Below are 12,826 nucleotides of genomic sequence, written 5' to 3' on the forward strand. Positions count from 1 at the left end.
GGCCGACGAAGACGGTCATGCCCGACAGCGTGCCGGACGGGTCAGCTGCCGGCCTTGACCCAGGCCGCGATCTGCGTGCGCGACTCGAGGTTGAGCTTGCTGAGGATGTTGGAGACGTGGACGGCGGCCGTCCGCGGTGAGATGTACAGCCGGCGGGCCAGCTCGGCGTTCGTCAGCCCCTCGGCGAGCAGCACCGCGACCTCCCGCTCGCGCGGGGTCAGCGCCTGGTCGCCGGCGACGGGGGTGCCGAGGCCGAGCCGCCCGCGCAGGGCCGACAGCTCGGCGACCCGCCACCCGGACCAGCGGGCCAGGAGGGGCTCGGCCGTGCGCACGTGCTGGCGGGCCGCGTCGAGGTCGCCGAGGGCGAGCAGGCAGCGGGCGGCGCCGACGTGGCCGGAGCCCTTCGTGGCGGGCAGCAGCATCGACGGCTCGGCGACGGCGCGCCGGTAGCCGGCCAGGGCACCCGCGTGGTCGCCGGCGGCCTCGGCGATCTGCGCGTCGGCGAGCCACCGCCACGCGTCGTCGAAGAACGGGTCGTCGATCGCGGCGGCGACGGGCCGCAGCTCCTCGACGCCGAGCCCGCCGACGAGGCCGGCGGAGATGATGTCGTGGGCGAAGTCGCGGCCGGTGACCCCGGTGACGCGGACCGCGTCGAGGACCGCCCGGAGCAGTTCGCGGGCCTGCTCGGTCTGCCCACGCCGGGCGACCAGGTGGAACTGCAGGCCGGGCACGGACGTCTGGGTCAGCATCGTGTAGGTGTCGGTCGCCTCCGCCATGCCGCGGATGACCGTGTCGGCCCGGTCGAGCTCGCCGGCCTCGAGGAGCAGCCCGGCGAAGAACACGCCGTGGTAGTCGATGCCGTTGCGGGTGCGCAGCAGACCCCGGTCGCGCCGCCGGGCCGACTCCAGCTCGGCGAGCGCCCCGCCGAGGTTGCCCTCCTGCACGGCGAGCCGGGCCCGTCCCTGGAAGTACGCGGCGACGGCGAGGGACTCGAACCCGGCCCGCTCCGCGAACGTCCGCATCCGCTCCAGCGCCGCGGCCCAGTCCGCCGGGCCGCCGGGCAACAGGTTGTACAGGTTGTTGAGCGACCGCGCCGCGAGCAGCCACTCCCCCGCCTGCTCGGCCTCCTGCGCCGCCTCGTTGAGCAGCTTGATCCCGTCGTCGACGCCGGCCGCGAAGTTGACGAGCGCGGAGCCCTTCTCGACCTTGCCGGCGAGCCACACGCCCGGCAGGCCCAGCTCCTCGCCGAGGGTGATCGCCTTGTCCGCCCATTCGATGGCGCGTTCGGTGTCGTCGTGCAGCATGTACGCCTGCGCGATCGCGGCATACGCGTGCGCCTTGGCCGGCCCGTCGTCGAGTGGCTCGATCTCCGCCCGCAGCTCGGCGGCCCGTTCCTGCATGCTGCCGCTGCTGCCGATCTCCCAGCTGAGCCGCACGAGCAGCCGCAGCGCGTCGGCGCGTTCGCCGCGGGTGCCGGCCGCGGCGAGCCAGCGCCGGCCGAGCTCCTGCGCGTCGTCGAGGAGCCCGGCGAGCCACGCCGCGCGGGCCCCGCACGCCAGCAGCTCCACGTCGTCGGGCAGCTCGTCGAGGCCCATCTCGGCCAGCTGCAGCGCCTGATACGGCGAGCCCATCGCCAGATACGTGGCCAGCCCTCGCCGGGCGGCCTCGACCATGTCCAGGTAGCGCCCGGCGCCGCGGGCGTGGTGCGCGACCAGCGCGTAGTCCTTGCTGCCGGTCGACAGCAGCGTTTCCAGGGCCAGCTCGTGCAGGCGGCGGCGCTGCCGGGCGAGCATCTCGTCGACGAGCGCCTCACGGGTCAGTGCGTGCCGGAAGCTGAACTCGTCGTCGCCGGTCTCCACCATCAGCCCGCGTCGCACCAGGTCACGCAGCGCGTCGATGAGCTCCGGCTCGCTGTGGCTGGTCACCGCCGCGAGCAGGTCGAACGGCACCTTGCGGCCCAGCACCGCGGCCGCCTCGACGATCCGTTTCTCGGTCGGGTCGAGGTCGTCGAGCTGCCGCCGGAGCGCCTCCGCCACGTTCCACGGCAACGGCCGGTCGCACAGCGTGTCGAGGTCCTCGTCGCCGTTGGCCTTGATCAGCTCTTCGAGGAAGAACGGGTTGCCGCCGGTGCGGTTGTGCAGCGACAGCGCCGTCCGGTACGCCGGCGGCCGCCCCGTCACGGACTTGAGGAACCGCGACGTCTCGGCGAGGTTGAGCCGCTCCAACCGCACGTTGGTGACCATGTATCGCCGCTCGAGCCTGGTCAGCAGGTCGGCCAGGGGATGCCGGCGGGTCACCTCGTCCGGCCGGTAGGTGCCGATGAGCAGCCGGCTGCCGGGCAGGTCCGCGATCCGCTCGAACAGCGCCACGCTCTCCGAGTCGGCCCAGTGCAGGTCCTCGAACACGACCACGGACGGCCCGGGCGTCGTCAGCAGCCGGACGATCTCCAGCCCGGCCTGGATCCGGTCGATCATCGACCGCGACGCGTCGGTGACGACGACGAGCAGCTCCGGGTCGAGCTCGGTCGAGCGGTGGCAGCTGTCGATCGCGTCGAGCAGCACCTCGAACGGCCGGCTCAGCGTGCCGGGATCGGCCTGTCCGTCCAGCACCGGCACCGTCTCGGGCAACCCCGTGAACAGCTCCTGCACCAGACGGCTCTTGCCGATGCCCGGCTCGCCGCCGAGCATGGCGATGGAAGGCTCGGACCCGTCGAGAAGCCGCCGCAACCGGCGTAGCTCATCGTCGCGGCCGACCATCACCTGGCTCACTCCGTTACGGCTGGCCCGCACGCCACCAGCCTACCGGCGGGCGGCCGGTGCGATGGCTGTGACGGACGCGACCTGCGCCACCATGGCCGGTCGTCCCCGCTGCCGCGCCGCGTGCGGCGGTGCAGCCCGAGCAGGTCCTCCTGGCGGTGCTGGACCTGAACGAAGAGGAACACTGGATGCATCATGTCGTAGCTCCTTGATTCGGTGTTGTCTCCATCCTGGTCGCGTAAGGAGCCGTTTCCATCGGTACCTGTTACGTATCTTGGCCGGCGACCCGTTACCTAGTCCGTCGCTACCACGCATAGTCACCTCGCCTCCCTGCCTACCCGCCACTGCCATTGCCGCTTTCCGGCTACCGCTGCCGCCCCGTCGGGCGATCAGCCCCGGACGCGCAACAGCCCCGGACGCTCAGCGTCGACGGCACCCGGAGGAGTTGGGTGCCGTCGACGCTGAGCGTCCGGGGCTGCGGGGTGTCGGACCTGGACTCAGGCCGCCGCACCGGAGCGGCTCGCTCGGCGGCGCAGCTTCACACGGCTTGACCAGTGCTTGGCCTCGTCGAGCATGTGCAGCTGCCGCTGGCGGACGAGCTCGGTCAGGAGAATCGGGTGGATGTTCACTTCGGGCTCCTCTTCGATCTGTGTGTTCATATCGTCGCGCGGTAAGGTCCGCACAACATCGGTAACACTTACCTAATCCCACCGGGGTGGCATACGTAGTCGGCCGCACGACCGACGTACGTACACGTAGACGACAGAGCCCGAACTGGGTACCCGGTGCCGCATGATGCTGATCGGCACGTCGGGCTGGCAGTACCGGGACTGGAAGGGACCGTTCTACCCGGCCGCGCTCCCGCAGCGGTGCTGGCTGGAGCACTACGCGGGCGTGTTCGGCACGGTGGAGGTCAACAACGCGTTCTACCGGCTGCCGGAACGCGCGACGTTCGAGGCGTGGCGGGACCGCACGCCCGGGGACTTCGTCGTCGCGGTCAAGGCCAGCCGGTACCTGACACACGTCCGCCGCCTCCGGGACCCGCAGGAGCCGGTCGGCCGGCTCATGGAACGGGCGAGTGGACTGGGCAGCCGGCTCGGGCCCGTGCTGCTGCAGCTTCCGCCGACCATGCGGGTCGACGTGGCCGCGCTGGACGCGACGCTCGCGGCGTTTCCCAGGGACACGCGGGTGGCGGTCGAGCCGCGACACGCCTCGTGGTGGGTCGACGAGGTGCGGCAGGTGCTGCGGGACCGCGGCGCGGCGCTGAGCTGGGCGGACCGCGGGAGCAGACCGGTGACACCGCTGTGGTCGACCGGTGACTGGGGATACCTGCGGCTGCACGAGGGGCGGGCGACGCCGTGGCCGCGGTACGGGCGGACCGCGCTGGACACGTGGGCCGGCCGGCTGGCGCGGTTCACGGACTCCTACGTCTACTGCAACAACGACCCCGGTGGCGCCGCGGTGCGCGACGCCCTCACGCTGGCCGGACTGGCGCGGCGGCGGGGGCTGGACGTCGGCCGGGCCGGACCGCCGTAGGCTGTCGCGATGGCCAAGTTCCTGTGCGTGATCATGCTGCTGATCGCGTTGTTCGCGTTCCTCGTCTGGCAACGCAACCGGCTGCTGCGCCGCGGGCACCGCGACGAGGACTGACCAGGCCGCGACGAGGACTGACCAGGCCGCGACGAGCACTGACCAGACCGCGACGGGGACTGATCAGCACGGATCCAGGTCGAGGGTCTCGGTGGTCGCGGCGACGAACAGGCCCGGCATCGGCCCGCCCGGCAGGGTGACGAGGGTGGCACCGACGGTCACCACCGCGAGTCCGTGCCGCGGGTTGGGCATGTCCGGCAGCGCCCGCCACCGGTCCGCTGCCGGCTCGAACAGCTCCACCTGCGGAAACGTCGCCTTGCCCTCGCCGCCGACGGCGATGACCCAGCCGTGGCAGGTGCCGGTCGCGGCGAGGCCGCCGCGCGCGGTCGGCAGGTCGGGGCGTCTGGTCCAGGCGCCCGTGGCCGGGTCGTAGGACTCGACGGTGGCCAGGTTGCCCGCGCCCGTGCGACCGCCGACGGTGTAGAACAGCCCGCCCGCGGCCGCGCCGCCGAGGTGCTCACGCCGCGTGGGTGGTCCGGGTGCGGAGCGCCACCGGTCGGTCCCGCTGTCGTAGACGAGCATGGAGCCGGCCAGGACGTCCTTGCCGGGGCCGATGCCTCCCGCCACGAAGATCGAAGTGCCAAGTGCGGCGCTGGTACCGGCACCGCGTGCCTCCGGCAGGTCCGCCACCGACTCCCACCGGCCCAGGTCGGCGGCCAGCTTGAACGCCGCGGCGCTCGGGGTGCCGTCGCCGAGGTAGCCGCCGAACACGTAGACCACGCCGCCGACCGAGGCGGCCATCGCGTGGTTCACGGCGAGCGGCAGCGGCGGCCCGGTGCTCCAGGCGCGCGTGGCGGTGTCGTAGATCTCGACGGTTTTGACGCTGCCGCCGTCGCGCTGGTACCCGCCCGCGACCACGATCCGCGTCCCGGTGACCGCGGCGGCGACCTCGGTGCGCTCGGAGGGCGCGTCGGGCAGTCTCCGCCACGGACTGGTGGCCTGGTTTGTGCCGGTTGCTGCCGGAGTGGTGGGATGGGTGGGATCGGACGGACCGTCGCAGGCGGTCAGCCCGAGCAGCATTGCGGCGGCCAGCAGTGCGACCCGCATGGTTCCAGTGTCGTCGATGCGGCGCCGACCGGTACAGCTGCGCGCTTCAGAAGTTTCAATTCATCCGATAGCCGATGAATTGGTTGGACAAAACCGACAGATGCCCCGAAGTCGGTCTACTTATTGCGTTCAAAGAATCGCTGAGGGTGATGAGGGGACAACGGAGCCGCTATGTTCCCGATATTCTGTGTGCTCTATGGGGACCGGAGGGGGGCCGCCACATGGGCATGCGAGGTGTCGTGTCACAACATGAGCGTCTGCGTGACGAACGGTGACCGCTACGCAGGACATCGCCGCGCACTCGTCGGCGACGGAGACCGTGCTGCACCTGCATCGGGCGGCCAACGCCGTCCGGCAGCACGTCGAGCAGGTGGTGCTGCGGCCGCGGCAGCTGACGTGGACCGGCTTCGTGGTGCTGCGCACGGTCGCGGCGGCCAGGAGGATGGAGACGAGGCACGTCGCCGAGCAGGCGGGCATCTCCAAGGCCACGCTGACCGGCGTCGTCGACACACTGTCCGGCCGGGGGCTGGTGCGCCGCAGCGACCACCCCGACGACGGCCGGCTGGTCGTGCTGCAACTGACCCGCAAGGGCCAGCGGCTCATCCGTGAGCTGCTGCCCGAGTCACAGAGCGAGGAGGTGTTCGCCCTCTCCTATCTGGAGCCGGCACAACTCGCCGTCGTCACGACTGCGCTGCGTGGAATGATCGCTCACCTGGAGCGACCACGCTGAAGTGGCGCACATCCGCGTCATCCGACCGGGTGTCAGTCGTTGGACGGAGCAGGTCAAGAGGTGTGACCTCCGGCGCGGACGTCTGCCCGCATCTCGACTACTGTCGGGGCACCATGCGCGGATGCCGCCCGGTGCAAATGTGTCCGAACGGACACGAGGGTTGCATCCAGGGTGGTCTTTCCATCTTGCGGTGGACGGATCAGACTGCATGAGACCTGTGCCGAGTTGCTGGAAGGACCCCGATGACCGAGGCTGGCAAGCACGACGGCGCCGGTGAGTCCGGCACGCCGGACCTGCCGCTGCGCTCGGCCGCGCCGTCACGTCGCGCCGCCATCGGGGACCTCAACAACAACGATCCCATCCGCATCGACGACTACCGGCTGATCGGTCAGCTCGGCGTCGGCGGCATGGGCACGGTCTACCTGGCCCAGTCCTCCGACGGCTCGCGCGTCGCGGTGAAGTTGGTCCACGCGCACCTCGCCCGCGACCCCCGGTTCCGGGTGCGCTTCGCCGGCGAGGTCAGGGCCGCGCAGCGGGTCCCCGGCTTCTGCACCGCCCGGGTGCTCGACTCGGGGATGCACGAGGACCGGCCATATCTGGTCACCGAGTATCTCGAGGGCATCCCGCTGTCCCGGCTCGTCGCCGACGACGGCCCGCTCGACCCGGCGATGCTGCACAGCGTCGCGCTCGGCGTCGCGGCCGCGCTCGCCGCCATCCACAACGTCGGCCTGGTCCATCGCGACCTCAAGCCGAGCAACCTCATGGTCACCCTCGGCGGTGTCCGGATCATCGACTTCGGCATCGCCCGCGCGATGGACGCCGCGAGCGACATCACCGGCACCGGCAACATCGTCGGCAGCCTCGGCTGGGCCTCCCCCGAGCAGCTGCGCGCCGAGGAGCCCACGGCCGCCATGGACATCTTCGGCTGGGGCTGCCTGGTCGCGTTCGCGGCGACGGGACGCCACCCGTATGGCGGCGAGGAGGCCGCGGCCCGTGCCTGGAAGATCCTCGAGGGCGAGCCCGACCTCAACGGCATCCCCGACCCCGTCCGGGAGCTCGTCGCCGCCGCGCTCAGCCGCGACGCCCTGGACCGGCCCGACGCCCGGCAGCTGCTGCTCGGGCTCGCCGTCGACGACCTCGACGCGGCGCCCCTGCCGGCGCAGCGCCGCTGGCTGCGGGGCTCCACCACGATGTCGCGCCGCCGGGTGACCTCGATGGCGATCGCGGTGCCGATGGCGCTGGCGCTCGTCTTCGCCGCGGCCGAGACCACCTCGGACATGATGGGCGGCAAGTCCGACCCCGGCACCCACCGCGGCAGCACCAGCGGCGACGAGGTCGGCACCAACCTGTCCCCGGCACCCAACCCGAACGTGACCGCCGGCCAGCGGCCCAACGCGGGCTCCACGACCACGGTGGGCAACCCGACCAACGGTCCCCAGGTGATCCCCACGGTCTCCGGGGTCGCGTCGGCCACCTCGACCGTGGTTCCCACGGTGACCACGACGCCGCCGACGCCGAGCACCGAGCCGACCAGCGCGGCACCGACCACGACCGCACCGACCAGCGCGCCGCCGAGCTCCGCTGACCCGGACCCCGGTGGCAACACCGTGCCCTGACGCTCCACACGGTTCGGGAGCGGCACCCTTTGATGGGGGTACCGCTCCCGTTTTCGTCTCCGGTCAGAGCACGTGCGTGAGGTAACCCTCGATCGACTCGGCGAGGACGTCGGCGCCCGGGCGGGACCAGACGGCCTCATGGAAGACCTCGACCTCGATCGGGCCGGTGTACCCGGTCGCGTCGACCGCCTCGCGGAAGCGGCGCAGCTCGACACAGCCGGTGCCGGGCAGCCCGCGGCCGAGCAGCACGCCCTCCGGCAGCGGCGTGATCCAGTCGGCCACCTGGAAACAGGCGATCCGTCCCTCGGCGCCGGCCCTGGCCAGCTGCGTCCAGACCTGGTCGTCCCACCACAGGTGATACGTGTCGACGGCCACTCCCACCGCCGCCGGCGGGAACGGCGCCGCGAGATCCAGCGCGTTGGACAGGGTCGACACCACGCAGCGGTCCGAGGCGAACATCGGGTGGAGGGGCTCGATCGCCAGCTGCACTCCGGCCGCCTCGGCGTGCGGGACCAGTTCGCCGATCGCGTCACCGACGGTGCGGCGGGCCGCGTCCAGGTCCCGGCTGCCCTCGGGGAGCCCGCCGCTGACCAGGACGAGCACCGGCGCGCCCAGCGTCGCCGCCTCGTCGATGGCGCGCCGGTTGTCGTCCAACCAGCCGGGCGTGGTGAAGAACCCGCCCCGGCACAGGGTCGTCACGCTCATGCCCGCCGCGCGGACCAGGGCGGCGGTGCGTTCGAGACCGAACGTGTCGACCTGGTCGCGCCACAGCCCGAGCTGCGAGACGCCCTGCTTCACGCAGCCGTTGACGGTCTCTTCGACCGGCCAGCGTTTCGTGGTGGCCTGGTTGAGGGAGAACCGGTCGAGCCCGCCGCTCACAGGTCGAGGGCCGGGATCTCGACGCGGCGGCCCTCGCGAGCGGCCTGGAGGCCGAGCTCGGCGAGCTGGACGCCACGGGCGCCGGCGGCGAAGTCCCACGGGAAGTCGGTGCCGTCCACGACGTGCCGCAGGAACAGCTCCCACTGCGCCTTGAAGCCGTTGTCGAACGGCTCGTTGTCCGGCACCGCCTGCCACTGCGCGCGGAACGGCTCGGTGACGGGCAGGTCCGGGTTCCACACCGGCTTCGGCGTCGTCCCGCGGTGCTGGACGTGGCACTCCCGCAGGCCCGCGACGGCGCTGCCGTGGGTGCCGTCGACCTGGAACTCGACCAGCTCGTCACGGCGGACCCGGACCGTCCACGAGGAGTTGATCTGCGCCACGATGCCGCCCTCGAGCTCGAACGTGCCGTAGGCCGCGTCGTCGGCGGTCGCCTCGTACGGCGTGCCACTTTCGTCCACCCGGGTCTGGATGTGGGTCGCGACGGTCGCCTGCACGGAGCGGATGGGCGCGAACAGCTGCTCCAGCACGTACTGCCAGTGCGGGAACATGTCCACCACGATGCCGCCCCCGTCCGCGGTGCGGTAGTTCCACGACGGGCGTTGCGCGGCCTGCCAGTCACCTTCGAAGACCCAGTAGCCGAACTCGCCGCGTACCGACAGAATCCGGCCGAAGAATCCACCGTCGATGAGTCGCTTCAGCTTGCGCAGCCCGGGCAGGAACAGCTTGTCCTGCACCACCCCGTGCTTGACACCGGCCGCCCGCGCGGCACGGCAGAGCGCGACCGCGGCGTCGGTGTCGTCGGCCAGGGGCTTCTCGGTGTAGATGTGCTTGCCGGCGTCGATGGCCGCGCGGATCGCCTTCTCCCGCTGCTGGGTCACCTGCGCGTCGAAGTAGATCTGCACGTCGGGCCGGGCGAGCGCGGCGTCGAGGTCGGTCGTCCACTCGGTCAGGCCGTGAGCTGCCGCCAGCTGCGCCAGCTTGTCGGCGTTGCGGCCGACGAGGACGGGCTCCGGCCAGATCAGTGAGCCGTCGCGGGACGGCAGGCCGCCCGCCTCGCGGATGGCGAGCAGGGAGCGGACAAGATGCTGGCGGTACCCCATGCGGCCGGTGACGCCGTTGAGCACGATACCGATCGGGATGCGGGACACAGGACTCCTCAGGCTCCTCATGCGACGGTTGCGTGGTACGTGTCGAGCAGGCCGCACATGCCGTGCCGGCCGTGTTCGCTCGGCGCGGGCAGCACGTTGATGCCGCCCCGGCCGAGGTGACCCGCGTCGCCGGCGGCGAGCGCGTCGATCTGCCGGCCCGTCTCCAGCGCGGCCTGGAGCGCGCCGCGCTCCCACCGCTCGCGCCAGGCGGGCAGCTTGGGTGCGATGAGCCTGGCGGCGGCCGCCTGAAACGCCTGCAGCGCGTCGGGCCCGCTCTCCCGCAGCGCGAGGAAGCCGGTGACGGCGAGGTCGCGGCGGCGGAACGCGGCGCTGATGTCGCTGCCCGGCACCCCGCCCTCGGGCAGCGTGGCGGCCCGGGCGTATGCGGCGGGATCCGCCAGGAAGTCGGGCGGGAACGTCAGCACGGCGTCGCCGGCTTCGGGCAGGCCGCTGTTCTGCATGACCACGACGATCTGCAGGCCGCCCTGGTTGACGAGGCGGTGGATGGTGCCCGGCGGGAACCAGGCGACGGTGCCGGTGCGCAGCGGCGTCTCGCGGTAGCCCTCGCCGGACAGTGTCTGCACGAGCCCCTCGCCGGCGGCCACCACGTAGCCCTCCGAGCAGGTGAGGTGCATGTGCGGCGTCCCGCCCAGGAGCCCGTCGGGCGCCACCGAGTCGTAGACGGACAACCGGGAGATCCCGACCGCTCCGGGCATCTGGTCCGCCATCGCCACCCCTTCCACACGCCAGGAAAACGCTTTCCTCTGGTCATGTCGACGCTAACCCGTATGCTGCGAACGAGTCAATGGAAGGAGGCGGACGATGGCGACGCTCGCCGACGTGGCCCGCCGTGCCGGGGTGTCCCCCGCGACCGCCTCGCGGATCATCAGTGGCAGCACCAAACTCGTCACCGACGAGCTGCGCGAGCGGGTGCTGCGCGCCGTCGACGAGCTGCAGTACGTGCCCAACGCGCACGCCCAGTTCCTCGCCAGGGCCCAGCGCACCGCGGTCGGCGTCATCGTGCACGACGTGTCCGACCCGTACTTCGCCGAGATCACCCGAGGCCTGCAACAGGTCGCCACCGCGAACGGGCGGCTCGTCATCATCTGCAACAGCTACCGCGACCCGTCCCGCGAGCTGGAATACGTGGAGCTGCTGCGGGCCCAGCAGGTCGCGGCGATCATCCTGGCCGGCTCCGGCTACCACGACCCCGCGTTCACGAAGGCGTTGACGGGCAAACTGGGCGCATACACCCGCACCGGCGGCAGGGTCAGCGTCATCGGCCGGCACGAGCTGCCCGGCGACGCGGTCATGCCGGCCAACGCCGACGGCGGGCACCTCGCCGGCGTCGAGGTGTTCGGCGGCGGCCACCGCAAGGTCGGGGTCATCGCCGGCCCGAAGGTGCTGACCACGACCACCGACCGGCTCGCCGGGCTGCGCCGGGCCGCCCGCCAGTACGGCCGGACCCTGCCCCAGCGCCGGATCGTCTTCGCCGACTTCGACCGCGACAGCGGGGCCGCCGCGACCCGGCAGCTGCTGGACGACTCGCCCGACCTGACCGCGATCGTGGCCCTGAACGACTCGATGGCCGTCGGCACGCTCAGCGTGCTGCGGGAGCGGGGCATCGCGGTGCCGTCCCAGATGAGCGTGGTCGGGTTCGACGACATGCCGATCGCCAGGGACGTGACACCGGCGCTGACCACCGTGCGGCTGCCGCTGACGGAGATGGGCGCGCGGGCGATGACGCTCGCGCTGGAGGACCGGGCCCGGACCCCTCGGGTCGAACCGGCCCTGGCAACACTGGTGCACCGGGAGTCCTCAGCCCCGCTGACCTGACTGGTTGCTTTGCGGTGATCTGCACGTTCCTGGCGGCTTCGGTACTCCCAGACGCCGCCCTTGTCCGTTGATCGAAGTCGTGCACGGGCTGTGTGGACAGCCGGCCGGCGACTTCGATCACGGGGAAGATCCACTCCCCTGGCGCCTGGCTCCGGCGGCCGTTCGGCTTGTCGCGCCATCAGCCGCTGGACAAGACCTTCGTTGACCTTCGCCTGATGGTCGTCCGTACAGCCCGATCCATCCTTGGATCACGGCCGAATTCCCCGCATTGGGAGGGCTCCGCGGACAGTGGGTCGCGCGAAGCGCGGCGGGCCTCATGGGGCGGCGGCGATCTCGGCGTAGCCGGGCAGCCCGGTGGTGCGGACCGGGGTGCCGTCACGGACCGCGCGGGCGGCCTCGACGGTCGCCGCGAGCGCCACCCGGAACAGCAGCGATCCGGTGCTCACCCGCCGCACCCCCAGCCCCGTCAACTCGCCAAGCGTGGGTCCGCAAGGGTCGTGCAGCACATTGACCGGCAGATCCACCGCACGGACGACAGCCGCGATGTCCCCCGGCTCACGCAACCCCGGGACGAAGATCCCGTCGGCGCCCGCGTCCGCGTACGCCCTCACCCGCCGCAGCGTCTCCGCCAGGTCCCCGACCCGTTGCCAGTGCGTGTCGGTCCGGGCGTTGACGAACAGCCCAGGCAGCTCCCGTTTCACCGCCCGGATCAGGCGCACCTGCGGCTCGACCGGCCCCATCGCGTCCTCGACGTTGATCCCGGCAGCTCCGGCCGCGGCGACCGCGACCGCCGCGGCGACCGACCCACGCTCGATGTCGACCGTCACGTGGCACGGCAGCCCGGCAATCCTCCGGACGAGGCGCAACGTGTCGGCGTCAGTGGCACCTTCCCCGTCGGGCAGCCCGTTGACGGCGGCGACGCCGAGGCTGGTCGTGCCGATCGCCGGGAAGCCCGCACCGGCGAGGAGCCGGGCTGAGGCGACGTCCCAGGCGTTCGGCAGGATGAGCGGGTCACCGGCGCGGTGCAGCGAGCGGAAGTCGTTCACCGCCCATCACCGCCGTCGACCATCGCACCGTCGGCCATCGCACCGTCAGCCTCAGCTCCGTCGGCCTCCGCACCACCGCCCGCCGCACCATCGCCCACCGCACCACCTACCGCCGCGG

Annotated in this window: 11 protein-coding genes; 4 read left to right on the top strand and 7 right to left on the bottom strand. The window is 72.1% G+C overall.

Annotation, left to right across the window (positions count from 1 at the left end; translation table 11 throughout):
- Positions 1-41 precede the first annotated feature (41 nt).
- Together Dsi01nite_RS50750 and Dsi01nite_RS50755 are read right to left on the bottom strand one after the other, a co-directional pair.
- On the bottom strand, positions 42-2,789 hold the full coding sequence (locus Dsi01nite_RS50750) for an ATP-binding protein (RefSeq protein WP_239137002.1): 2,748 nt from the start codon (positions 2,787-2,789) through the stop codon (positions 42-44).
- A gap of 464 nt (positions 2,790-3,253) precedes the next feature.
- Positions 3,254-3,415 (bottom strand): hypothetical protein, encoded by a 162-nt coding sequence (locus tag Dsi01nite_RS50755; RefSeq protein ID WP_203853708.1) that lies wholly within the window; start codon positions 3,413-3,415, stop codon positions 3,254-3,256.
- Between the two features lie 133 nt (positions 3,416-3,548).
- Between Dsi01nite_RS50755 and Dsi01nite_RS50760 the strand changes: the two genes are divergently transcribed.
- On the top strand, positions 3,549-4,292 hold the full coding sequence (locus Dsi01nite_RS50760) for a DUF72 domain-containing protein (RefSeq protein WP_203853709.1): 744 nt from the start codon (positions 3,549-3,551) through the stop codon (positions 4,290-4,292).
- A gap of 177 nt (positions 4,293-4,469) precedes the next feature.
- Here Dsi01nite_RS50760 and Dsi01nite_RS50765 read toward each other — a convergent pair whose 3' ends face one another.
- Positions 4,470-5,453, bottom strand: coding sequence for a Kelch repeat-containing protein (locus tag Dsi01nite_RS50765; protein WP_203853710.1), 984 nt, complete (start codon positions 5,451-5,453; stop codon positions 4,470-4,472).
- Positions 5,454-5,724: 271 nt separating this feature from the next.
- On the opposite strand from Dsi01nite_RS50765, the gene Dsi01nite_RS50770 reads away from it, so the two are divergent.
- Both Dsi01nite_RS50770 and Dsi01nite_RS50775 read left to right on the top strand, forming a co-directional pair.
- Positions 5,725-6,183, top strand: a complete 459-nt coding sequence (locus Dsi01nite_RS50770; RefSeq protein WP_203853711.1) for a MarR family winged helix-turn-helix transcriptional regulator — start codon at positions 5,725-5,727, stop codon at positions 6,181-6,183.
- Between the two features lie 242 nt (positions 6,184-6,425).
- Entirely contained in the window at positions 6,426-7,799 is a 1,374-nt protein-coding gene (locus Dsi01nite_RS50775; RefSeq protein ID WP_203853712.1) for a serine/threonine-protein kinase, read from the top strand.
- 63 nt (positions 7,800-7,862) lie between these two features.
- On the opposite strand, the gene Dsi01nite_RS50780 is transcribed toward Dsi01nite_RS50775, so the two are convergent.
- The 3 genes from Dsi01nite_RS50780 to Dsi01nite_RS50790 are packed head-to-tail and all read right to left on the bottom strand — an operon-like array spanning position 7,863 to position 10,554.
- A complete protein-coding gene (locus Dsi01nite_RS50780) occupies positions 7,863-8,678 on the bottom strand; it encodes a sugar phosphate isomerase/epimerase family protein (protein ID WP_203853713.1) in 816 nt (271 codons plus the stop codon).
- The gene (locus Dsi01nite_RS50785; protein ID WP_203853714.1) at positions 8,675-9,826 is read right to left on the bottom strand and encodes a Gfo/Idh/MocA family protein; all 1,152 of its coding nucleotides are present in this window, start codon (positions 9,824-9,826) and stop codon (positions 8,675-8,677) included. The genes Dsi01nite_RS50780 and Dsi01nite_RS50785 overlap by 4 nt, the downstream gene beginning before the upstream one ends.
- A 17-nt stretch (positions 9,827-9,843) precedes the next feature.
- On the bottom strand, positions 9,844-10,554 hold the full coding sequence (locus Dsi01nite_RS50790; RefSeq protein ID WP_203853715.1) for a cupin domain-containing protein: 711 nt from the start codon (positions 10,552-10,554) through the stop codon (positions 9,844-9,846).
- Positions 10,555-10,648: 94 nt separating this feature from the next.
- On the opposite strand from Dsi01nite_RS50790, the gene Dsi01nite_RS50795 reads away from it, so the two are divergent.
- The gene (locus Dsi01nite_RS50795) at positions 10,649-11,662 is read left to right on the top strand and encodes a LacI family DNA-binding transcriptional regulator (RefSeq protein WP_203853716.1); all 1,014 of its coding nucleotides are present in this window, start codon (positions 10,649-10,651) and stop codon (positions 11,660-11,662) included.
- 314 nt (positions 11,663-11,976) lie between these two features.
- Here Dsi01nite_RS50795 and Dsi01nite_RS50800 read toward each other — a convergent pair whose 3' ends face one another.
- Complete coding sequence (locus tag Dsi01nite_RS50800) at positions 11,977-12,708, bottom strand: isocitrate lyase/PEP mutase family protein (RefSeq protein ID WP_203853717.1); 732 nt, start codon at positions 12,706-12,708, stop codon at positions 11,977-11,979.
- Positions 12,709-12,826: the final 118 nt, after the last annotated feature.

The organism is Dactylosporangium siamense (assembly GCF_016862795.1).
GTDB classification, from domain to species: Bacteria; Actinomycetota; Actinomycetes; order Mycobacteriales; family Micromonosporaceae; genus Dactylosporangium; species Dactylosporangium siamense.

Bases quoted from the DNA above. Each gene is read 5' to 3' on its own strand.
- Dsi01nite_RS50765 (WP_203853710.1), bottom strand. From the start codon at position 5,453: ATGCGGGTCGCACTGCTGGCCGCCGCAATGCTGCTCGGGCTGACCGCC.
- Dsi01nite_RS50790 (WP_203853715.1), bottom strand. From the start codon at position 10,554: ATGGCGGACCAGATGCCCGGAGCGGTCGGGATCTCCCGGTTGTCCGTC.
- Dsi01nite_RS50775 (WP_203853712.1), top strand. From the start codon at position 6,426: ATGACCGAGGCTGGCAAGCACGACGGCGCCGGTGAGTCCGGCACGCCG.
- Dsi01nite_RS50760 (WP_203853709.1), top strand. From the start codon at position 3,549: ATGATGCTGATCGGCACGTCGGGCTGGCAGTACCGGGACTGGAAGGGA.
- Dsi01nite_RS50755 (WP_203853708.1), bottom strand. From the start codon at position 3,415: ATGAACACACAGATCGAAGAGGAGCCCGAAGTGAACATCCACCCGATT.
- Dsi01nite_RS50795 (WP_203853716.1), top strand. From the start codon at position 10,649: ATGGCGACGCTCGCCGACGTGGCCCGCCGTGCCGGGGTGTCCCCCGCG.